General features: G+C 65.9%; 20 protein-coding genes. 6 read left to right on the forward strand and 14 right to left on the reverse strand.

Annotation, left to right across the window (positions count from 1 at the left end; translation table 11 throughout):
* Nucleotides 1-181 precede the first annotated feature (181 nt).
* Together QZM15_RS16420 and QZM15_RS16425 are read right to left on the reverse strand one after the other, a co-directional pair.
* On the reverse strand, nt 182-2,044 hold the full coding sequence (locus tag QZM15_RS16420) for a methyl-accepting chemotaxis protein (protein ID WP_302106784.1): 1,863 nt from the start codon (nt 2,042-2,044) through the stop codon (nt 182-184).
* Between the two features lie 272 nt (nt 2,045-2,316).
* Nucleotides 2,317-2,979 (reverse strand): glutathione S-transferase family protein, encoded by a 663-nt coding sequence (locus QZM15_RS16425; RefSeq protein WP_059644738.1) that lies wholly within the window; start codon nt 2,977-2,979, stop codon nt 2,317-2,319.
* A gap of 288 nt (nt 2,980-3,267) precedes the next feature.
* Between QZM15_RS16425 and QZM15_RS16430 the strand changes: the two genes are divergently transcribed.
* Entirely contained in the window at nt 3,268-4,623 is a 1,356-nt protein-coding gene (locus QZM15_RS16430; RefSeq protein WP_124860799.1) for a polyhydroxyalkanoate depolymerase, read from the forward strand.
* Between the two features lie 106 nt (nt 4,624-4,729).
* Here QZM15_RS16430 and QZM15_RS16435 read toward each other — a convergent pair whose 3' ends face one another.
* From QZM15_RS16435 to QZM15_RS16465, 7 genes are all read right to left on the reverse strand, one after another.
* Nucleotides 4,730-5,197: a DUF3761 domain-containing protein gene (locus QZM15_RS16435; RefSeq protein WP_060311496.1), complete on the reverse strand. Its 468-nt coding sequence runs from the start codon at nt 5,195-5,197 to the stop codon at nt 4,730-4,732.
* 62 nt (nt 5,198-5,259) lie between these two features.
* On the reverse strand, nt 5,260-5,397 hold the full coding sequence (locus QZM15_RS16440) for an HHHH-motif protein (RefSeq protein WP_164728222.1): 138 nt from the start codon (nt 5,395-5,397) through the stop codon (nt 5,260-5,262).
* 290 nt (nt 5,398-5,687) lie between these two features.
* Nucleotides 5,688-6,122: a cupin domain-containing protein gene (locus QZM15_RS16445; RefSeq protein WP_027813051.1), complete on the reverse strand. Its 435-nt coding sequence runs from the start codon at nt 6,120-6,122 to the stop codon at nt 5,688-5,690.
* A gap of 81 nt (nt 6,123-6,203) precedes the next feature.
* A complete protein-coding gene (locus tag QZM15_RS16450) occupies nt 6,204-6,971 on the reverse strand; it encodes an ABC transporter ATP-binding protein (RefSeq protein ID WP_302106785.1) in 768 nt (255 codons plus the stop codon).
* 33 nt (nt 6,972-7,004) lie between these two features.
* Entirely contained in the window at nt 7,005-7,718 is a 714-nt protein-coding gene (locus tag QZM15_RS16455; RefSeq protein WP_059575275.1) for an ABC transporter permease, read from the reverse strand.
* Complete coding sequence (locus QZM15_RS16460) at nt 7,715-8,404, reverse strand: ABC transporter permease (protein ID WP_059575273.1); 690 nt, start codon at nt 8,402-8,404, stop codon at nt 7,715-7,717. Before QZM15_RS16460 ends, QZM15_RS16455 begins: the two co-directional genes overlap by 4 nt.
* A gap of 89 nt (nt 8,405-8,493) precedes the next feature.
* A complete protein-coding gene (locus QZM15_RS16465; RefSeq protein ID WP_302106786.1) occupies nt 8,494-8,640 on the reverse strand; it encodes a hypothetical protein in 147 nt (48 codons plus the stop codon).
* A gap of 659 nt (nt 8,641-9,299) precedes the next feature.
* Here QZM15_RS16465 and QZM15_RS16470 point away from each other — a divergent pair.
* From QZM15_RS16470 to hutC, 3 genes are all read left to right on the forward strand, one after another.
* A complete protein-coding gene (locus QZM15_RS16470; protein WP_124657275.1) occupies nt 9,300-9,614 on the forward strand; it encodes a hypothetical protein in 315 nt (104 codons plus the stop codon).
* A 132-nt stretch (nt 9,615-9,746) separates the two neighbouring features.
* A complete protein-coding gene (locus QZM15_RS16475) occupies nt 9,747-10,874 on the forward strand; it encodes a porin (RefSeq protein ID WP_302106787.1) in 1,128 nt (375 codons plus the stop codon).
* A gap of 180 nt (nt 10,875-11,054) precedes the next feature.
* Nucleotides 11,055-11,750 (forward strand): histidine utilization repressor, encoded by a 696-nt coding sequence (gene hutC, locus QZM15_RS16480; protein ID WP_059575266.1) that lies wholly within the window; start codon nt 11,055-11,057, stop codon nt 11,748-11,750.
* 15 nt (nt 11,751-11,765) lie between these two features.
* On the opposite strand, the gene QZM15_RS16485 is transcribed toward hutC, so the two are convergent.
* Nucleotides 11,766-13,007, reverse strand: coding sequence for a glycosyltransferase (locus tag QZM15_RS16485; protein WP_302106788.1), 1,242 nt, complete (start codon nt 13,005-13,007; stop codon nt 11,766-11,768).
* Between the two features lie 102 nt (nt 13,008-13,109).
* Between QZM15_RS16485 and QZM15_RS16490 the strand changes: the two genes are divergently transcribed.
* Both QZM15_RS16490 and QZM15_RS16495 read left to right on the forward strand, forming a co-directional pair.
* Complete coding sequence (locus QZM15_RS16490) at nt 13,110-13,730, forward strand: TetR/AcrR family transcriptional regulator (RefSeq protein WP_059644715.1); 621 nt, start codon at nt 13,110-13,112, stop codon at nt 13,728-13,730.
* Nucleotides 13,731-13,937: 207 nt separating this feature from the next.
* Entirely contained in the window at nt 13,938-14,291 is a 354-nt protein-coding gene (locus QZM15_RS16495; protein ID WP_060311510.1) for a hypothetical protein, read from the forward strand.
* Nucleotides 14,292-14,331: 40 nt separating this feature from the next.
* Here the strand turns inward: QZM15_RS16495 and QZM15_RS16500 are convergent, their stop codons facing one another.
* From QZM15_RS16500 to QZM15_RS16515, 4 genes are all read right to left on the reverse strand, one after another.
* Nucleotides 14,332-15,174 carry an alpha/beta fold hydrolase gene (locus QZM15_RS16500; protein ID WP_302106789.1) on the reverse strand — a complete coding sequence of 281 codons (843 nt, stop codon included), beginning with the start codon at nt 15,172-15,174 and terminating at the stop codon, nt 14,332-14,334.
* Between the two features lie 115 nt (nt 15,175-15,289).
* The gene (locus tag QZM15_RS16505; RefSeq protein ID WP_059237452.1) at nt 15,290-16,207 is read right to left on the reverse strand and encodes a LysR family transcriptional regulator; all 918 of its coding nucleotides are present in this window, start codon (nt 16,205-16,207) and stop codon (nt 15,290-15,292) included.
* Between the two features lie 264 nt (nt 16,208-16,471).
* A complete protein-coding gene (locus tag QZM15_RS16510; RefSeq protein WP_059575255.1) occupies nt 16,472-16,717 on the reverse strand; it encodes a DUF3717 domain-containing protein in 246 nt (81 codons plus the stop codon).
* 262 nt (nt 16,718-16,979) lie between these two features.
* Nucleotides 16,980-18,515, reverse strand: a complete 1,536-nt coding sequence (locus QZM15_RS16515) for an amino acid permease (protein WP_060967849.1) — start codon at nt 18,513-18,515, stop codon at nt 16,980-16,982.
* Nucleotides 18,516-19,037: the final 522 nt, after the last annotated feature.

The following is a 19,037-nucleotide window of genomic DNA, read 5'->3' on the forward strand; positions in this document are numbered from 1 at the left end:
TTTGAACACTACAATGAGCGCCACCCGCACAAAGCCCTGAAATACCGCTCGCCTCGCGAGTTCAGGCGTAATGCGGTGTCATCAACCTAACGGTGTCCGCGTGTCCTGAGTTACAGGGGCAACTCCAATCCCACGGCAGCCGTCCCTCAGAAATGCTCCATTCGACACCCCAAACCAGCCCTTACTCACCCACCTTAAAAGCCGAAACCAGCTTGGTCAATTCCGCCGCTTGCTGCTTCAAACTCTCCGCTGCCGCCGCGCTTTCCTCGACCAAAGCCGCATTCTGCTGCGTCATCTGATCGAGCGACTGCACCGCATCCCCGATCTGATCGATCCCGGCACTCTGCTCCAGGCTAGCCTCTGCAATCTCGCTCATCATCGCGCTAACGCCCTGAACCTGCGAGACAACATCGCTCATCACCTTCCCCGCCTCACTCACTAGCCGCGACCCGGCACCCACCGTCCCCGCGCTATGCTCGATCAGCGATTTGATCTCCTTCGCCGCCTGCGCACTACGCTGCGCCAGATTCCGCACCTCCGAAGCGACAACAGCAAACCCACGCCCCTGCTCCCCCGCCCGCGCCGCCTCCACCGCTGCATTCAACGCCAGAATATTCGTCTGAAACGAAATACTGTCGATCATCACGATGATCTCGGAAATTCGTTGCGAAGCGTTACTGATCTGCTCCATCGTCGTCACGACCTCGCCCACCACCTGCCCGCCACGCGCCGCCGTATCCGCCGCGCCGTTGATCATCTTCGCGGCCGTCGTCGCCGTCTCTGTGTTGTTGCGCACCACGGCCGTGATCTCTTCCATCGACGAAGCCGTCCGCTCCAGGTTGCTCGACTGCGCTTCGGTGCGCTCGCTGAGATCCGCATTCCCCGAAGCAATCTGCGCCGACCCGGTCGCAATCGACGCCGAAGCTGCACGAATCCGATGAACCAGCGTCGACAGCGACGACACGAACCGATTGAACGCATCCGACAACTGCCCGATCTCGTCCTCACTCTCCACCGCCATGCGGCGCGTCAAATCGCCCTGACCGCTGGCAATCTCCGACAGCAGCGTCGCCGCGCGGCGAATCGGCGCGGCGATCGCACGCCCCACCAGCCAGATCACGAGCAGCGCAACCCCAAGGCCCACCACTGCCGCGACCAGCGCCGCGCTGCGGATCGCACGCGTCACCGGCCCGAGCAGTTCGGCCTGCGGCACCTGGACGACCACATACGCATTCAGCTCCGGAATGAACGACGTCGCGATGAAGCGCGCGCCGCCATCGCCCTCGTAGCTCAGGTACGCATACGGCTTGCCTGCAAGCAACGTCGCCGACGCATCACCCGGCAGCCCCGGCTCATCCTTCAGAAAATGCTTGCCGTCGATCAGCGACGTAACGCGATGCATCATGATCGCGCCGTCGGGACGCACGAGATACGCAAACCCGGTCTCGCCGATCCGGTAAGCCGAGATACCCTTCGCGAGCGCATCGACGGACAGGCTCATGCTTGCCGCGCCAACCGGCACGCCGTCGAGTTCCACGCGGCTGTTGATGAACATCATGTATCCGCCGACGGTCACTTCGCGATCCATGTTCACGTCGAACGCCTTGCCGGACGACAGGAAGCTGGTGAGCCACTGATCCTTGTCGGTCACCTTCCGCTGCAGGCCGGCTTCGTTGTAGTAGTTGCCGCTCTTCACCGACACCCACTGCACGGACGCGGCTTTCTGCTCGTCCTTCACGTTCTTCGCGAACTGGATCCAGTTACGCGTGCCGGCATCGGGTTCGCCGTCGGCTTCCCATTGCAGCAGGAACGCATCGCGCGCGAGAATGCGCGACGCGGCGATCGGGCCGGCCATCTGGCGCTGCACGTCGGCGCGAATGCCGTTGACAGCGGTCGGCAGTTCTTCGCGGACGACGCGATCGCGCACCGCGTTGCCGATCAGACGAACGCTGAGCCCGCTCGAAATCGCGACGAACACGAGCAGGCAACTCGTCATGCTGAGAATCAGCTTGTTCTGAATGGAAAGCTTGCGCCAGAAATGCATGGGGAACCCTCGATAACCGCTCGGTCTGAGCCAGATTGGGTTATCGGCATGCGGGCGCAGAACCGCATCGCTGATTTCAGATAGCGATCATTCGAGATTCGTTATGTTGTTGTCGGGCTGGCATATGCGGCCGCCTATATAGGCAGAAACGGCGCAACCTGAACGCCAATCAATTCGCGACGGAAATCGTCACGCGCCGGTTTCGCGCTCTTGATGCCGCATCGTCCCCCGCGACGAGCATTGAAATGCCTGCCACGATCGCCCGCGTCAGGTCAGAACTCCATATCGAGTTCGTCGATGTCTTCGTGCTCGGCCTTCGCCGCGTCGATCCACTCGGCGACGAACGGGTGCGCGAGCACCTGCATGCAGTACTCGGCGACGTCCGGTTCGAGCTTCACGTCATAGGTCAAAAAGCGCGTGACGACCGGCGCATACATCGCGTCGGCGATGCCGATCTCGGCCCCGAACAACCACGGGCCGCCGTACTCGGCCAGGCACTCGCGCCAGATCGTCACGATCCGCTCGATGTCGTGCTGCGCGCGCGACCAGATCCGGAAGCCGGGGAAATGCCCCCGCAGGTTCATCGGCAGCGCGGATCGCAATGCGCTGAAGCCGGAATGCATCTCGCCGCAGATCGACCGGCAATGCGCGCGAGCATGGCGTTCGTCGGGAAGCAGCCGCGCCTGCGGCCTGATCTCGTTCAGGTATTCGGCGATCGCGAGCGTGTCCCACACCGCGTTGCCGTCGTGCGTCAGGCACGGCACGAGGATCGACGGCGACAGCAGCAGCAGCTCCGCGCGCGAAGCGGCATCGATCGGCACGCTGATCGTCTCGAACGCGAGCCCGCTCAGCTTCGCGAGCAACCAGCCGCGCATCGACCACGACGAGTAATTGCGGCTGCTGATGGTCAGCGTCGTCCGTGCGTTGGATTCCATGTCGCTCACCCTGCTGAATGTCGTTCGTGCCCCTGCACCGTAAACGGACGCGCCGCATGACCGCGCGCACCACGCCCGTGCAATCCGCTCGCCGAAGTGGCGCACCGTCACACGGCATCGCGACAGGTGTCGCGCGCCCGACCAGCAAGGCAATGCATCGCCTTCGCCCGCTCATCACCTACCGCGCGCGTCGCCGCGCTCCCGAACCGCTGCAACGCGCGTGCCAGCCGCATGCTGGCATACGGCTTGCCTCGTTCCCTGCAATGCGGCGTCACGAGCGGCGGTCTGATGAATCTGCTTGCCTATCCGTTTTATCAATGGTCTGCGGAATGCCTGCGCCCGGCGCGTGCATGGGCAGCCGCCACGCGCGCGACGATGTCGCTGTGGCCGCCGGCGACGTCGACACCGACGGGCCGCATGGTCGACGCGCTGTGCGAACTGCTCGAATGCTGCGCGTTCTCGCATCGGCGGCCGCCGTTCGGGATCGCGTCGGTCGTCGTCGACGGCGAAACGGTGCCGATCGTCGAGGAAGCGGCCGCGGCCACGCCGTTCGCGACGCTGCTGCATTTCCGCAAGGCGCGGCCGGTCGCGCGCCAGCCGCGCGTGCTGATCGTCGCGCCGATGTCCGGGCACTTCGCGACGCTGCTGCGCGGCACGGTGCGCACGATGCTGGCCGATCACGACGTGTACATCACCGACTGGCACAACCCGCGCGACATCCCGCTGGCGGCCGGGCGTTTCGGTTTCGACGAATACGTCACACACGTGATCGACTTCATCCGTCACATCGGCCCGGACGCCCACGTGCTCGCCATCTGCCAGCCGACCGTCGCGTCGCTCGCGGCGGTCTCGCTGATGGCGGCCGGCGGCGATCCGGCGCAGCCCGCGAGCCTCACGCTGATGGCCGGCCCGATCGACTGCCGCGTGAATCCGACGAAGGTCAACGCACTCGCGACGAGCCAGCCGATCGAATGGTTCGAGCGCAACCTGATCAGCGTGGTGCCGGCGGGTTTCGTCGGCGCCCAGCGGTGCGTGTATCCGGGCTTCGTGCAGGTCGGCGCGTTCATGTCGATGAACCCGGACCGGCATGCGTCGTCGTTCGCCGATCTGTACTACGAACGCGCGAAAGGCGACCCGGCGAAAGCCGACACGTTGCGGCATTTCTACGACGAATATTTCGCGACGGCCGACCTCACCGCGGAGTTCTATCTGGAAACGGTCGAGAAGGTGTTCCAGCAGTACGCGCTCGCACGCGGCGAGCTGACCGTCGACGGCACGCTCGTCGAACCGGCGGCGATTCATCGCACCGCGCTGTTGACGGTCGAAGGCGAGAAAGACGATATCTGCGCAGTGGGCCAGACGGTGGCCGCGCAGGAACTGTGTTCGGGGTTACCGTCGTACCTGAAGACGCACCATGTACAGACGGGTGTGGGGCACTACGGCGTGTTCAACGGCAGCCGGTGGGAAACGCAGATTTATCCGATCGTGCGGGCGACGATTCACGACAACGAGCCGTACGATCGCACCGCGGATGCGGAAGGCGACACAAGCGGCACCTATTACGTCACGCTGCGCGCGCTGCTCGATGCGCGCACGGCCCGGATCGATACGGCGATTGAAGCGCAATCGGATCACGCGCACTGAACGCGGGTAGTGACACAGTGAATCGCCCCACCGGAAAGGCGGGGCGATGTTTGCATCAGCATCCGGACGACGCGCGAGCGGACCACTCGCGCGCCGGGCCGGCTCGTTACGAGCAAGCCTTGCCGTGCGACGCGTGGTAGCCCTTCGCCTTCGCGTCGGCTTCCGACATGTAGCTGCCGTGCTTGGTCTTGCCGTAGTACTTGTCGGTCGAGCAGTGATAGACCTTCGAGGTATCGTTCGCCCACACCTTGCCCGCGCCGCCGCCCGGCGCTGCGGCCGCGGTCGTCGCGGCGGCGCTCTTCGCGGGTGCGGTGCCCGATGCCGGCGCGGCGGAAGCCGCCGTTGCCGGCGCGGCGGCCGGTGCGCTCGCCGCGGCAGCGGCCGATGCGCCGTACCACGTCTTCACGCCCTTGTGGCCTGCACATGCGCCCTTCTTCGACGCGCCCGAGTAGAACGAGCCGTCCTTGCACAGCCCGGTCGTGCCGGCCGGAGCGCTGGCCGGAACCTGCGCGAACGCACCGATCGACACACCCATGCCGGCGACCAGCGCGGCAATCAACATCGTTTTTTTCATGGTCCTCTCCTGATTTGCCTGAATGATGAAAGCGTCCGGGACCTCCCCGGGAACAGCCACGGTTACCGCACCCAGCGGCACACGCGGTGGTGGTGATGGTCGACGTGGCACACGCGGTGCGAATGCGCCTCGGCCAGTGCCGGCACGAGCACGGCGCAAGCCAGTGCGGTTGCCGTCAGGATCTTCGCGATGCGGTTCATGGTGAAACTCTCCCGGATAGGTCAGCCGGTGATCCGGCTGGTACCTCCTTAACGCCGGTCGTCGACCGGCCGTGCACCGCACCTGCATGCAATTGACGATCTTTGACATCGCGTCGCCAATCGACGGCCGAAGCTGACGAATGTCTTTCCCTTCTTTCCGACTCTTCAGCTTCGGGGCCGTTTGGAATTCGAATCAATAGGCCGAAGCGGAAGGTAAGTCGCGGATGCCGGCGGAGCAATAAAGAACCGCCCGAAGGCGGTTCGTCGAAAACGCACACCCAACCGGCACGCTACGCACCGGCCTCGCCCCACGGCGTCGGCTCCGGCACCGCGCACGGCCCGTCGACGTCGATCGATTTGAAGTCGGCGGGCCCGACGATCTCCAGGTACTCCATGTCCGGCGAGTAGTCGAACAGGTAGTGAACGATCCCCGGCGCCTGATGCACGCAGTCTCCGGCCGCCACCAGCGTTTCCTGTTCGCCGTACATGAAGCGCGCCCAGCCCTTCAGCATGATCACGATATGGAATTCGGCTTCGTGACGGTGCCAGCCGGTGCCCGCCTCCGGTGCATGATTGGCCCTGACGAGTTGCGCGACGACCTTGCCGTTCGTCGCGGCGGCGATACCGAGATCGCGGTACAGGAAGAAGTCGCGCAGGCCCTCGCCTTGAAAGGCGGTGTCCTGCGGCTTCACGTGGGAAAAAGCAGTGGTGGTCGGCGTGCTCATCGCGGTGCTCCTTCATCGAAAGGATCACGCGAGACAAGCATTTAGCGTTCCAGTTTGCGGCGGCGCGAAACGCGCGCGGGCTTACTTCAACCGTCCCGACAGAAACTGCCTGAGCCGCTCGCTCTTCGGATTCACGAGAATCTGCTGCGGATCGCCCTCTTCCTCGATCTTCCCCTGATGCAGGAAGATCACGTGGTTCGACACGTTGCGCGCGAAGCCCATCTCGTGCGTGACGACGACCATCGTGCGGCCTTCCTCGGCGAGCTGCTGCATCACCTTCAGCACCTCGCCCACCAGCTCCGGGTCGAGCGCGGATGTCGGCTCGTCGAACAGCATCACTTCCGGCTCCATCGCGAGGGCGCGCGCAATCGCGACGCGCTGCTGCTGGCCGCCCGACAGGTGCGACGGATACATGCCCTCGACGCGCGGCGCGAGCCCGACCTTCTCCAGATACGTGCGCGCCCGCGCGGTCGCCTCGTCCTTGCCGACGCCGAGCACGGCCATCGGCGCCTCGATCACGTTCTCCAGCACCGTCATGTGCGCCCACAGGTTGAAGTGCTGGAACACCATCGACAGCTTCGTGCGCATCCGCTGCAGTTGCTTCTGGTCGGCCACGCGCAGCGAGCCGTTGCGCTCGCGCGTGGTCTGGATCGGCTCGCTGCCGATCGTGATCTGTCCCGAGCACGGCTGTTCGAGGAAGTTGATGCAGCGCAGGAACGTGCTCTTGCCGGAGCCGCTCGAGCCGATGATGCTGATCACGTCGCCGGCCTTCGCCTTCATCGACACGCCCTTCAACACCTCGTTGTCGCCGAATTTCTTGTGCAGGTTCTCAACGGTAAGCTTGTACATGCTGGGTCCTTCGTTGCGGATCTTGCGAATGCGTTAATGGCTGCGCGGCGCGAGGTACGCGAGCCAGCGCGTCTCGAGCTTGCGAAACGCCCAGATGAGCGCGAACACGACGACGGCGTACAGCACGGCCGCGATGCCGTACGCCTGGAACGACATGTACGTCGCCGAATTGACGTCGCGCGTGACCTTCAGGATGTCGGGCACGGTCGCGGTGAACGCGAGCGTCGTCGCGTGCAGCATCAGGATCACTTCGTTGCTGTAGCTCGGCAGCGAGCGGCGCAGCGCGGACGGCAGGATGATGCGCGTATAGAGCTTGAAGCGCGACATCCCGTACGCCATCCCGGCCTCGATCTCGCCGGCCGACGTCGCCTTGATCGCGCCCGCGAAGATCTCCGTCGCATACGCGCATTCGTTCAGCACGAACGCGAGCAGCGTGCAGTTCATCGCGTTGCGAAAGAATGTGTCGAGGAGCACGTGGTCGTGCACGACCTGCAGGCTGTAGATGCCCGTGTAGCACATCAGCAGTTGCACGTAGAGCGGCGTGCCGCGGAACACGTACGTGTAGAGCCACACGGGGCCCGAGATCCAGCGGTTCGACGACGCGCGCGCGATCGCGAGCGGCACGGCAAGCGCGAAACCGAGCGCGATCGACACGACCAGCAGCCACAGCGTGATCGCGAGGCCGCTGAAGCGGTAGCCGTCGGTATAGAGAAAGTTTTGCCAGTACTGGCTGACGAGTTCGATCACAGTGCAAGCCTCCGGACGCCGACGGAATAACGCTTCTCGAGGTGATGCAACACGACGTTGGACACCGTCGTGATCGCGAGGTAGATCGCGCCCGCGGCCAGCGTGAAGAAAAAGAAATCGAGCGTGCTCTTGCCGGCGTCCTGCGACGCCTTCACGACATCGGCGAGGCCGATGATCGACACGAGCGCGGTGGCCTTCACGAGCACCTGCCAGTTGTTGCCGATGCCGGGCAACGCGAAGCGCATCATCTGCGGAAACAGGATGCGGCGAAACACGCGCCAGCCGCTCATGCCGTACGCGAAGCCGGCTTCGAGCTGGCCGCGCGGCACCGCGAGGAACGCGCCGCGGAACGTTTCGGTGAAGTACGCGCCGTAGATGAAGCCGAGCGTGATGACGCCGGCGACGAACGGATCGATGTCGATCTGGCGCCAGCCGAGCGCGTCGGTGACGTTGTTCAGCAGGATCTGCATCCCGTAGAACAGCAGCAGCATCAGGACGAGATCGGGCACCGCGCGGATCAGCGTCGTATAGAAGGTGCCGATCGACTTGAGCATGCGGTGGGTCGACAGTTTCGCGCTCGCACCGATGAGGCCCAGCACGAGCGACGCGGCGAGCGACAGCACCGCGAGCTTCACGGTCTCGACCGTGCCGGCCCACAGCAGCGGGCCAAATCCTTGGAAGATCATATGAAGAATCCGGAACGATGTGGCTGATCGTCAATAGCCATTAACCGCGCATCAAACGAGTTCTGCGCACTGACTGATGCACCTGCTCATCAGCCCGGGCGCAGCGCGCGGCGCGCGGGCCGATCAACCGCCGTAGACGTCGAATGCGAAGTACCGAAGCGGATCGTCGACCCATCGTTGGCATGGGCACCGATCGCGATGCAAGCGGGGGCAATACTGAGCGCGAGTTTCTTCATGGCGTTCCTGTCAGAGGCGAACTGGGCGGGCCCTGTCGGGCAGCCCGCGCCGGCGCCGCCGGCACCGCGCCCCCGCCGCGAACCCTGCCAACCCGGCGATCGCCCCTTCCGGCGACGCTCAAAGTTGTACATACAACTTTGCCTTTTCCGAGGAATGCCCGGCAATCCGGGTTTATCTCTAGTCGTCGGCGGATTCTTTCACCGATGAAATTTTTCCTTTGTTTTTCAACCAATTGCGCATCACATCAAGCTAAACACGGGACTTCTCCCAACGATCGACCCAGACTAGAGACGCGCCCTCACTTGTCTATACTTATCAAGCCATCGCCAGGTTTCCCGTTCGCCGAGCCGACCGTTCCCGGCCCGACCAGCGGGCGGGCGAATGGCGATTCCGCTGGTGGATGCCCGGGCCGAATCGGCCGCGATTGGCATGTGCGGCGCAAGTTCGCCGTGTACCCGCGCACGCCGCGCAAGCGAATGCCTTTACGAGAAGACCGAACTCGTCGGGGCGGAACCAGGCGGTATCGCGTTTTTACGGGTTCTTTTCGGGGTGGGCGCGAGTCTATACACCGCATCGTCACCGCGCTTCCTAGAATGGGCGCCATGTCCGATATGCGATCTCTGCAGTGCGGAGCACGATGCGAGCCGGGGATGAACACATGAAATCGACCAGAACCGAATGCGCTGCTTCACGCGGTCTGCCGCTCGCCCGTTCGCGGCGTCGTTGTGCCGCGGACCCGCTCGTGCTGCTGTCGATCCGCGTCGAATCGGACGACCTTGCGCTCGTGCGGCGCCAGTTGCATCAGGCCGTCGGCGCCGCGCTCAACTGCTACACGGCCTCGCTCGACAGCCGCACCGGGCGCGCGTGCATCGAGCTCGAAGTCGCGCGCTCGCAGGCGTCGCCCGCGATCCTGTCGATCCTGCGCGTGCTGCCGGCCGCCGAGTTCGGCACGATCCGCCTGTTGCAGCACTAGCCGGCATTCGCCGCCGCGCGTGACACGTGTCACGCGCTCCCGCTTTCATCGATTCGCACACGTGTGCCCGCGCGGGCACGCGTGACGGATCGCCGTTCCCGTCGAAACGGGCCTTTCCAGGAAATACATGCAATGAAAAAAGCAGTTGTCGGAACCCTCTCGCTTGCACTCTTCAGCGCCGCCGCGCACGCGCAAAGCAGCGTCACGCTCTACGGGATGCTGGATGCCGGTATCGCCTATACGAACAACCAGTCTGGCAAAAGCACGTGGCAGCAAGGCAGCGGGCTGCTGTCCAATACGATCTTCGGGCTGAGCGGCAACGAGGATCTCGGCGGCGGCCTGCACGCGCTGTTCCGCCTCGAAAGCGGCTTCAATCTGAACAACGGCACGCAGTCCTATCGAAATACGACGTTCGGCCGCCGCGCGTACGTCGGGCTGCAGAGCGACCGGTACGGCGCGCTGACGCTCGGCCGTCAATACGACGCCGTGGTCGACTATCTCGGCCCGCTCGCGATGGCGAACAACGGCGACGGCAACAACCTCGCGTCGCATCCGTTCGACAACGACAACATCGACGATTCGTTCTACATCGACAACGCGGTGAAATACACGAGCCCGACGCTCGCCGGCTGGCAGTTCGGCGGCCTGTACGGGTTCAGCAACGCGGCCGGCGGCTTCGCGAGCAACCGCGCATACAGCGCGGGCGTGTCGTATGCGAACGGGCCGGTCAGCCTCGGCGCCGCGTACCTGCAGCTCAATCGGGGCGGCCTGACGGCCGGCGGCGCACTGTCGACGAACGACGCGCCGAACTTCCCGGCCGTCCGGCAGCGCGTGATGGGCGCCGGCGGCAGCTATGCGTTCGATCGGCTGACGATCGGCGCGTTGTGGACGCACTCGATGTTCGACGAGACGGCCGCGTCGTCGCTGCCCGGCGCGCTGAACGCGCTGCGCTTCGACAACTACGAGGTCAACGCGCGCTACGCGTTGACGCCGGCGGTCTCGTTCGCGCTCGCCTATACGTTCACCGACGGCCGCTACGACGACGCAACCGGCAGCCACCGGCCGAAGTGGCACCAGGCGACGCTGATGGCCGACTACGCGCTGAGCAAGCGCACCGACGTGTACGCGGAAACCGTGTACCAGCACGCGTTCGGCGTGCCGTCGGGCGCGACGCTCGGGTTCGCGAACGTCACGGGGCTCGCGGCTTCGTCGACGCGCACGCAGGTGGTCGCAACGGTCGGCATCCGGCATCGGTTCTGATCGCGCGCGAGCCGCCGCGGGCCCGCGCTCTGTGCAATCCCGCATGGACGCGCGCGGGCCGAACAGGGATCATTCGGGGAATCCGGGCCGGCGCGCCCGCGAAACCGGTACACTCGGCGCCGGGCGCGCGCCGGATCGGCATTCGGCGGCGGCCCGCCGCCGACTCTGAATCGTGATCCCATGACCACACCGATCTATCAGGAAATCAAGGACTTCATCCTCGCGCGCATTCATGCCGGCGAATGGGCGGAAGGCGACCAGGTGCCGTCGGAGAACGAGCTCGCGCGCGAATTCAACGTCGCGCGGATGACCGTCAACCGCGCGCTGCGCGAACTGACCGCCGAACAGGTGCTCACGCGCACGCGCGGCTCGGGCACTTACGTGGCGTCGCCGAAATACGAGTCGACGCTCGTCGCGATCCGCAGCATCTCCGACGAAGTCGCCGCGCGCGGCCACGGCTATCGCGCGCAGGTGCTGCAGGTCGGCGCGGCCGTCGCCGACGCGAAGCTCGCCGACGAACTGCGGCTCGACGCCGGCAGCCCGATCTTCCATTCGCGCGTGCTGCATTTCGAGAACGACACGCCCGTACAACTCGAGGAACGCTGGGTCAATCCGGCCTGCGCGCCCGAATACGCGCTGCAGGACTTCACGACGACGACGCCGAACCAGTACCTGACGCGCGTCGCGCCGCTGCAGCGTGTCGAATACCGGATCGAGGCCGCGATGCCCGACGCCGAAACGCGCCACCACCTGACGATGGACGATCGCGAGCCGTGCCTGCTGCTGCACCGGCGCACGTGGTCGCAAGGGATGGTCGCGTCGGTCGCCAATCTGTGGCACCCGGGCAGCCGTTACCGGTTCACCGGGCATTTCTGATGCCGATGCGCGCGCTCACCTCGCGCGCGGTTGCGCGCATCGTTCGATCGCGCTGACGGCCAGCTTCAAGCCATCCTCCCGCGCGAGGCGCGCACCGAGCTCCGTCGCACGCGCCTTCGTGTCGCCGCGCTCGGCAAACGCGATCGCCCGCGCCAGCGCGGCAGCGTCCATGCGCCTGCCGGCGATCGGCGCATCGGCGACACCGAGCCGCTGCAGCCGGTTCGCCCAGAAGAACTGATCGCCCGCGAACGGCACGACCACCGACGGAATGCCGGCCCGCGCCGCCGAATGCGTGGTGCCCGACCCGCCGTGATGCACCGCCATCGCGACGCGCGGGAACAGCCAGTCGTGCGGCGTGTCGTCGATCACGCGGATGTGCGCGGGCAGCAGCGACGCATCGATGCCGCTCCAGCCCGGATAAAACAGCGCGCGCCGGCCGGCCAGCGCATGCGTCAGCGCGGCGGCCAGCGCCGCACGATCGAAGCCGGCCATGCTGCCGAACCCGATGTACACGGGCGGCTCGCCCGCGTCGAGAAACGCCGACAGGTCGGGCGGCGGCGCCCATGCATGCGCATCGATTCGCCACTGGCCGCATGCGTGCACGTTGGCCGGCCAGTCGGCCGGGCCGGACAACAGCGCCGGCGACACGCCATACAGCATCGGATGATCGGTCCACACGCGCTTGCGCGGCGGCAATCCGCATACGCCGGCGCGCGCGGCATTCGTCGACTTCCTGAACGCCTGCCACAGCAACGCGTTCACGAGCCGATGGCTCGCGCGATTCAGCCCGCGCGGCAACTTCCCCGGCGGCAGGAACGGAGACGCGAATTCGGCGGTCGGCGTGATCGGGATCATGCCCGTGCCGATCGCAGGTATGCCGCGATATTCGGCGACCGACAACCCGACGAACGATGCAAGCCCCGACACGAGAAGCGCGTCGCGCCCGGCCGACGCGTCCGCGACTTCGCGCATCCACGCGGCCGTGTTCGCATTCGCGATCGCGGCAAGCGCCTTCGACGTATCGTGGAAGCCGCCGCGCCCGCGCACCGCATCGGCCAACACGCCTTCCGGCGCAATCGCGCGACGGATGTCGCCGGACAGCGGCGCCGACGGCACGCCGAGTGCGTCGGCCGACCCGAGCGTCGCGGCATCGGCCAGCAGGCGGACGTCGTGGCCGGCGTCCATCAGCGCGCGGCCGAGCGCCGCGAGCGGACGCGTGTCGCCTTCGGTGCCGTAGGTGGCGATGACGAGTTTCATGCGGGGCGCCTCGTACACGGCGGAAAAGCCGAAAAGGTTGGATTCAAAAAACGTGCACGTCGTATACTAATGCAATCCGTACACTTTCAGTCAACCCCTGCCATGACGATTCCGACCGACGATCCGGGCCGCCGCGCGCGCAAACGCATTCAGATGCTCGCGCATCTTGCCGCCACCGCCGCGCGCCTGTTCGACGCGCACGGCTACGAAGCCGTCACGATGGAGCAGATCGCCGCCGAGGCCGATGTCGCGAAGCGCACGCTGTACAACCACTTTCCGACGAAGGAAGCCGTGCTCGCGCACTGGCTCGAAGGCGAACTCGCGCGCGATCTCGCGCATCTGCAGCACGACGTCGCGCGGCGCAAGACCTTTGCGTCGCGCATCGGCTGCGTGCTCGACGCGTCGGCCGCCTGGTGCGAGCAACATCCGGCGTACCTGCTCGCGTACCTCCGGCATCGCTTCCTCGGCATCGGCGCGGCCGAACCCGAGCGTGCGGGAGAGAACGGCGGCGATATCGCGCCGGTGTGGCTGCAACTGATCGCAGCCGGCCAGCAGGCCGGCGAACTGAACCGCACGCTGCGGGCCGACCAGCTCGCAACGTGGTTCCATCACCTGTATCTCGCGGCGATGCTGCGCTGGCTGACCGTGCCGGGACTGTCGCTGAAACGGGAGTTTCAGGCGGTCGCGAAGCTGTTCATCGAAGGCGCGGAAGCGAAACGGTGACGCAGCGCGACCGGCGGCGGGACGCGGCCAACGCGTCGCGCGGCGCATACACACTGTTACAACGAACACACGCATTGCATGCCAAATTCCGCGCGCGGCAGTATGCTGATGACGTACGGCTGCGCACTGCGCATCGGGCAACCCCCTGGTTCGCACGCAATCGCGCCGCCGTCGCGACCGCAATCATGCGTTGCAAGGAGGGTTGTGATGGCTACCACGCATCAGCACTTCCACCTCGAACTACGGCACGCCACCGCGCCGACCTACTTCATCAGTTACCTGTTCCCCGCGTTGCTGTTCGTGTACGAACTGCTGCGCGTCGGCCAGTGGATCCGCGATCACGGGATGCAATTCGTCGCGTTCAAGCAGATGGGCTACGAGTATCTGCTGATGCTGCTGTTCGTCGGGCTGCAGATCGTCGTCGAGGCGATCTTCCTGCTCGGCGCCGCGATGCGCAAGGATCATCGCGATTTCGAGCACCGGTTGCCGAACGTGGTTCTCGGCATCGGCCTGTCGATCGCGTTGCTGGCGATCGATCTCGCGATCCAGCTTTCGTTCTGACGGCCGGCGGGCGGACGCCCGCCGACGATGGCGAGCGCGCTCAGGCGCTCGCGTCGCGCAGCAACGTCGCGACGGCGGTCAGCACGTCGTCCGTTCGCTCGCGGTGCGGCATGTGCCCGCAGCGGGGGAGCAACAGAAACGACGACGGCCCCGCGACGCGCGCGGCGATCCGCTTCGGATGCACGTCGGACCCGTATTCGTCGTCCTCGCCGTGAATCGCGAGCGTCGCGCACTGCACGCGCGGCAAGTCGCCGTCGAGATTCCAGTCGCGGAACGCCGGCGACAGCCACGTGTCGACCCACGCGCGCAGCACCCATTCGGCCTTGTCGCCGTGATAGCGCGCGAGCCGGTCGAGCTGCCCCGGCTCGTCGAACTGCCGCCCCGCGTCGCGAATGCCGGCCAGCGTGCAATCCTCGACGAACGCCTGCGCGGCGACCGTCACGAGGGCGCGGCAACGCGCCGGATACGCGGCCGCACAGCCGACCGCCATCCCGCCGCCGACGCTGTGCCCGAACGCGACGAACGCATCGACGCCGAGCTGTTCCAGTACCGCGACGAACGCATGATCGGCCTCGTCGCGCACGAATGTCGTGCCGAGCTGGCCCGGATGACGATCCGAACGGCCGAAACCGAGGCGATCGTATGCGATCACGTCGCGTTGCGTGGCGCGTGCAAGCTGCGCGGGAAAGTCGCGCCACAGGTCGACGCAGCCGAGCGAATCGTGCAGCAGCACGATCGGCGCGGCCGGCTTAGGCGCGGCCGGCTCAGGCGCGGCCGGCCCAGGCGCGGCCGCGTGGTGCGCCGGCTCCGCACGCCAGCGTTTCGCAAAGAGACGCCCTTGCGGCGTCTCGACTGTCATCTCCTCGGTCACGATATCGGTCATGTGTCGGTCGTCCGCATGAAAGCGGCCGCCGGTCGGCGGCCGCATCGAATCGGCACATGGTGGCCTGCCGGCGCGCGCGGCGTCAAGCAAGCCCAAGCCTCTTTTGCCTACGCACTCATTCGGGCTGCGGCGGCAGATACTCCATCTGGGCTTCGTCGTACAGCCGGTAGATCAGCGCCTGCATCGCGCGGATGTCCTCCGATTCGTCGAGCATGCGCATGCTCATGATGATCGGCGATACGAGGTTCGGATCGTCGAGCGGCTTGTAGCTGATGTCGTCGCGCTTCAGCCCGTACACGCTATGCGGCACGACGGACACGCCCTCGCCCATCGCGACGAGGCCGAGCGCGATCTGCAATTCGCGCGTCTCGTAGATCCGGCGCGGTTGCAGCGCGCGATCGTGGAAGGCCGCGAGCACCTGGTCCGCGTAGCTCGGACGCGGCGCCTTCGGAAAGATGATCAGCGTGTCGTTCACGAGATCGTGCAGCGACAGCACGGGCTTCGCGCTGTCGAGCACGTGACCGACCGGCAGCGCGACGATCATCCGCTCCTCGCGCAGCACGACGCGCCGCACGCTCGGGTCCTCGTGGCGGATGCGGCCGAACCCGACGTCGATACGCCCTTCCTTCAGCGCCTTGATCTGATCCATCGTCGACATCTCGTGCAGGCTCAGCTCGACGGCCGGATATTCGCTGCGAAAGCGCCGGATGATCTTCGGCAGCATCCCGTACAGCGTCGAGCCGACGAAACCGACCGACATGCTGCGCTCGATCTTGCCGACCCGCTTCGTCATCGATTCGAGCTCGGTCGTCTGCGCGAGCAACTGCACCGCGTGCGAATAGAAGAAGCGCCCCGCGTCGGTCAGCTTCAGCGGCCGCGCGTTGCGCTCGAACAGCGGCACGCCGAGCGCTTCCTCGAGCTGCTGGATCTGCCGGCTCAGCGGCGGCTGCGCGATATGCAGCCGTTCCGCCGCCCGTGTGAAGTTCCGCTCTTCGGCCACCGCGACGAAGTAGCGGAGGTGTCTCAACTCCATGTTCGAATCCTCCCGGGACAGGCGCCGGACGCTCCTTCGGCACCGCACGGACAGCGCCCGCACCGGTCACCGTCGCCGGCCATCCGTACCGGCTTCCTCGATCGCCTGCTTCCCGATCCCGTCACGATACCTCAGCCGGCGCCGATCCTGGCGCAAGCAGCGTCGTGCCCGCGGCGACGTCCGGGGCCGCCCCAAGCAAAACGGGAAGCCCGCAAGCTTCCCGTCGCTTCATCGCCGCGGCGGCCGCGGCGGCGCGACCGCGCATCACACCTCGGTCGCGTACAGCGCGTCGCGCTGCTCGTGGCTCAACGAGTCGAGCGGCACGTCCGGCAACTGGTAGCAGATCATCTTGCCGTACAGCTCGGCGAGGCAGTTGCTGCCCGCGTCGAGCGCGTAGCCGTCTTCGCCGTTCGGCGCCGGCGGGTAGACTTCGCGCCACGCGTTGATCGCGGCTTCGATTCGCACGATGGAAACGGGTCCGGCCTTCCGCTCGGCGGGTGATGCGCTCATGGATTCCTCTAAGTTGCGCGCTCCGCGGGCCGTGCCGGCCCGGATGGAACGATGAAAACGCCGGGCCGCTCGCCGGCCGCCGCACGCGGCGCGCGCCGGATGCCGATCCGCGCCGCGCCTGTCGCGCCGGCCGGGCCGTGGCCCGGTAGGGTCGGGCAATATAACCGGCTTTGACCCCGTGCAGGCAAAAGCCGGGCAAAAAAAACGGGGAGCGCGCGGCTTCCCGTTTCGTCCCGTCGCGCGGCCGCCTGCCGTGCCGGCGTCAGCCCGCGGTTTCGCGGTTCGCCACCGGCGGCCGCTGCGCGCCGCGATTGGCGGCGACCCACGGCGCGATCTCCATGTCCTCGTAGCGCACGAACCGGCTCTTCTTCAGGAACCGGAAGCCGAGCCACACGACGAGGAACAGCGGAATGCCGACATAGGTGGCGGCCACACCGGCCCAGTCGATCCGGTTCGCGAGGAACGCCTGATAGTCCTGGCCGAGCGCGATCACGAGGCACAGCACGAACGCGAACAGCGGGCCGAACGGGAACCACTTCGACTGGTACGGCAGTTGATCGAGCGCGTAACCCTGCTTCACGTAACCCTTGCGGAACCGGTAGTGGCTGATGGCGATGCCGAGCCACGCGATGAAGCCCGTCATCCCCGACGTGTTCAGCAGCCACAGGTACACGGTCTTGTCGCCGTACAGCGACGTGAAGAAGCACAGCGCGCCGACGGCGGTGGTCGCGTACAGCGCGTTGCGCGGCACGCCGCCCGGCGACAGCTTCGCGAACACCTTCGGCGCGCGGCCCTCGGTGGCGAGGTTGTACAGCATCCGCGTGGATGCATACATGCCCGAATTGCCGGCCGACAGCACGGCCGTCAGGATCACCGCGTTCATCACGCCGGCCGCGAAGGCCAGGCCCGCGTGGCGGAACACGAGCGTGAACGGGCTCACGCCGATGTCGGTCACGTCCGTCTTCAGCAGGTTCGGGTCGGTATACGGAATCAGCACGCCGATCACGAAGATCGCGAACACGTAGAACAGCAGGATGCGCCAGAACACCTGGCGCACCGCACGCGGAATCGTCGTGCGCGGGTGCTCCGATTCGCCGGCCGCGACGCCGATCAGCTCGGTGCCCTGGAACGAGAACCCCGCGATCATCGCGACGCCCATCAGCGCCGGCAGGCCGCCCGCGAACGGTGCGTCGCCGATCGTCAGGTTGCCCCAGCCATTGGCCGGAGCGCCCTTCAGAATGCCGAAGATCATCAACAGGCCGACGCCGATGAACGCGACCACGGTGACGACCTTGATCAGCGCGAACCAGTATTCGGCTTCGCCGAAACCGCGCACGGTGAGCGCGTTGAGCAGGAACATCACGGCGAGGAACGCCGCGCTCCACCACACGCCCGGCACGTCCGGAAACCAGTAGTGCATCACGAGCTGCGCGGCGACGAGCTCCACCGCGATCGTCACCGCCCAGTTGTACCAGTAGTTCCAGCCGAGCGCGAAGCCGAAGCCTTCGTCGACGTATTTCGCGCCGTAGGTCGCGAACGAGCCCGACACCGGCATGAACGCGGCCATCTCGCCGAGGCTCGTCATCAGGAAGTAGACCATCAGGCCGATCAGCATGTACGCGACCATCGCGCCGCCGGGGCCGGCCTGCGAGATCGACGCGCCGGACGCGACGAACAGGCCCGTGCCGATCGAGCCGCCGATGGCGATCATCGTCAGGTGGCGCGCCTTCAGCGCGCGATGAAGCTTGGGTGGGTTCGCGGGCGAACCGGGTGGGTCGGAATTCGGAATTGCGGACATAAACGAGACGAACGTTGAGCGAGCCGGCATCCGTAGCCGGCGCATGCGGAATCGGAGCGCGGCGCGCGTCCTGCGATGCATTCGATGCGGCCCCGATACGCGTTGCGCGGCGGGCGCCTGCGGCGAAGCGCGGATTCTACCTGATTCGACAGGGGGACAGCCGAGGTCGGCGCGCCCGCTGCCGCGCCGGAGATTTCGCGGAATCAACGCGTTGGCCGCGTCGGCCGCCGCGATTTCCTCAAACGTTGCAAAAACCACGATTGCGACCGGGTCATTCGATTTTCATTTGTCGCGGTCGGCAGGTAATCCTGTCCCGATCCGCCAAATACCGCTGCAATAGGCAAAATCGACTGATGATTATGCGATTAATCAGACAAAAAGACCGACACTGTTAATTGATTCAAATCAAGTTGCCCGTACGCGATGCGGTAATGATGCGTAACCGTCGCGCGTCACGCTGTCTACATGCATGTTTTGCATGTACGCGCGAAATTCGGGAATTCGCGGGATAATGACGTTTAA

The sequence above is a fragment of the Burkholderia sp. AU44665 genome, assembly GCF_030504405.1.
Taxonomy (GTDB): Bacteria; Pseudomonadota; Gammaproteobacteria; order Burkholderiales; family Burkholderiaceae; genus Burkholderia; species Burkholderia semiarida.

Excerpts from the sequence above, each read along its gene's own strand:
- QZM15_RS16420 (WP_302106784.1), bottom strand. The coding sequence starts at position 2,044 with ATGCATTTCTGGCGCAAGCTTTCCATTCAGAACAAGCTGATTCTCAGC.
- QZM15_RS16425 (WP_059644738.1), bottom strand. The coding sequence starts at position 2,979 with ATGGAATCCAACGCACGGACGACGCTGACCATCAGCAGCCGCAATTAC.
- QZM15_RS16430 (WP_124860799.1), top strand. The coding sequence starts at position 3,268 with ATGAATCTGCTTGCCTATCCGTTTTATCAATGGTCTGCGGAATGCCTG.
- QZM15_RS16435 (WP_060311496.1), bottom strand. The coding sequence starts at position 5,197 with ATGAAAAAAACGATGTTGATTGCCGCGCTGGTCGCCGGCATGGGTGTG.
- QZM15_RS16440 (WP_164728222.1), bottom strand. The coding sequence starts at position 5,397 with ATGAACCGCATCGCGAAGATCCTGACGGCAACCGCACTGGCTTGCGCC.
- QZM15_RS16445 (WP_027813051.1), bottom strand. The coding sequence starts at position 6,122 with ATGAGCACGCCGACCACCACTGCTTTTTCCCACGTGAAGCCGCAGGAC.
- QZM15_RS16450 (WP_302106785.1), bottom strand. The coding sequence starts at position 6,971 with ATGTACAAGCTTACCGTTGAGAACCTGCACAAGAAATTCGGCGACAAC.
- QZM15_RS16460 (WP_059575273.1), bottom strand. The coding sequence starts at position 8,404 with ATGATCTTCCAAGGATTTGGCCCGCTGCTGTGGGCCGGCACGGTCGAG.
- QZM15_RS16465 (WP_302106786.1), bottom strand. The coding sequence starts at position 8,640 with ATGAAGAAACTCGCGCTCAGTATTGCCCCCGCTTGCATCGCGATCGGT.
- QZM15_RS16470 (WP_124657275.1), top strand. The coding sequence starts at position 9,300 with ATGAAATCGACCAGAACCGAATGCGCTGCTTCACGCGGTCTGCCGCTC.
- QZM15_RS16475 (WP_302106787.1), top strand. The coding sequence starts at position 9,747 with ATGAAAAAAGCAGTTGTCGGAACCCTCTCGCTTGCACTCTTCAGCGCC.
- hutC (WP_059575266.1), top strand. The coding sequence starts at position 11,055 with ATGACCACACCGATCTATCAGGAAATCAAGGACTTCATCCTCGCGCGC.
- QZM15_RS16485 (WP_302106788.1), bottom strand. The coding sequence starts at position 13,007 with ATGAAACTCGTCATCGCCACCTACGGCACCGAAGGCGACACGCGTCCG.
- QZM15_RS16490 (WP_059644715.1), top strand. The coding sequence starts at position 13,110 with ATGACGATTCCGACCGACGATCCGGGCCGCCGCGCGCGCAAACGCATT.
- QZM15_RS16495 (WP_060311510.1), top strand. The coding sequence starts at position 13,938 with ATGGCTACCACGCATCAGCACTTCCACCTCGAACTACGGCACGCCACC.
- QZM15_RS16500 (WP_302106789.1), bottom strand. The coding sequence starts at position 15,174 with ATGACCGATATCGTGACCGAGGAGATGACAGTCGAGACGCCGCAAGGG.
- QZM15_RS16505 (WP_059237452.1), bottom strand. The coding sequence starts at position 16,207 with ATGGAGTTGAGACACCTCCGCTACTTCGTCGCGGTGGCCGAAGAGCGG.
- QZM15_RS16510 (WP_059575255.1), bottom strand. The coding sequence starts at position 16,717 with ATGAGCGCATCACCCGCCGAGCGGAAGGCCGGACCCGTTTCCATCGTG.
- QZM15_RS16515 (WP_060967849.1), bottom strand. The coding sequence starts at position 18,515 with ATGTCCGCAATTCCGAATTCCGACCCACCCGGTTCGCCCGCGAACCCA.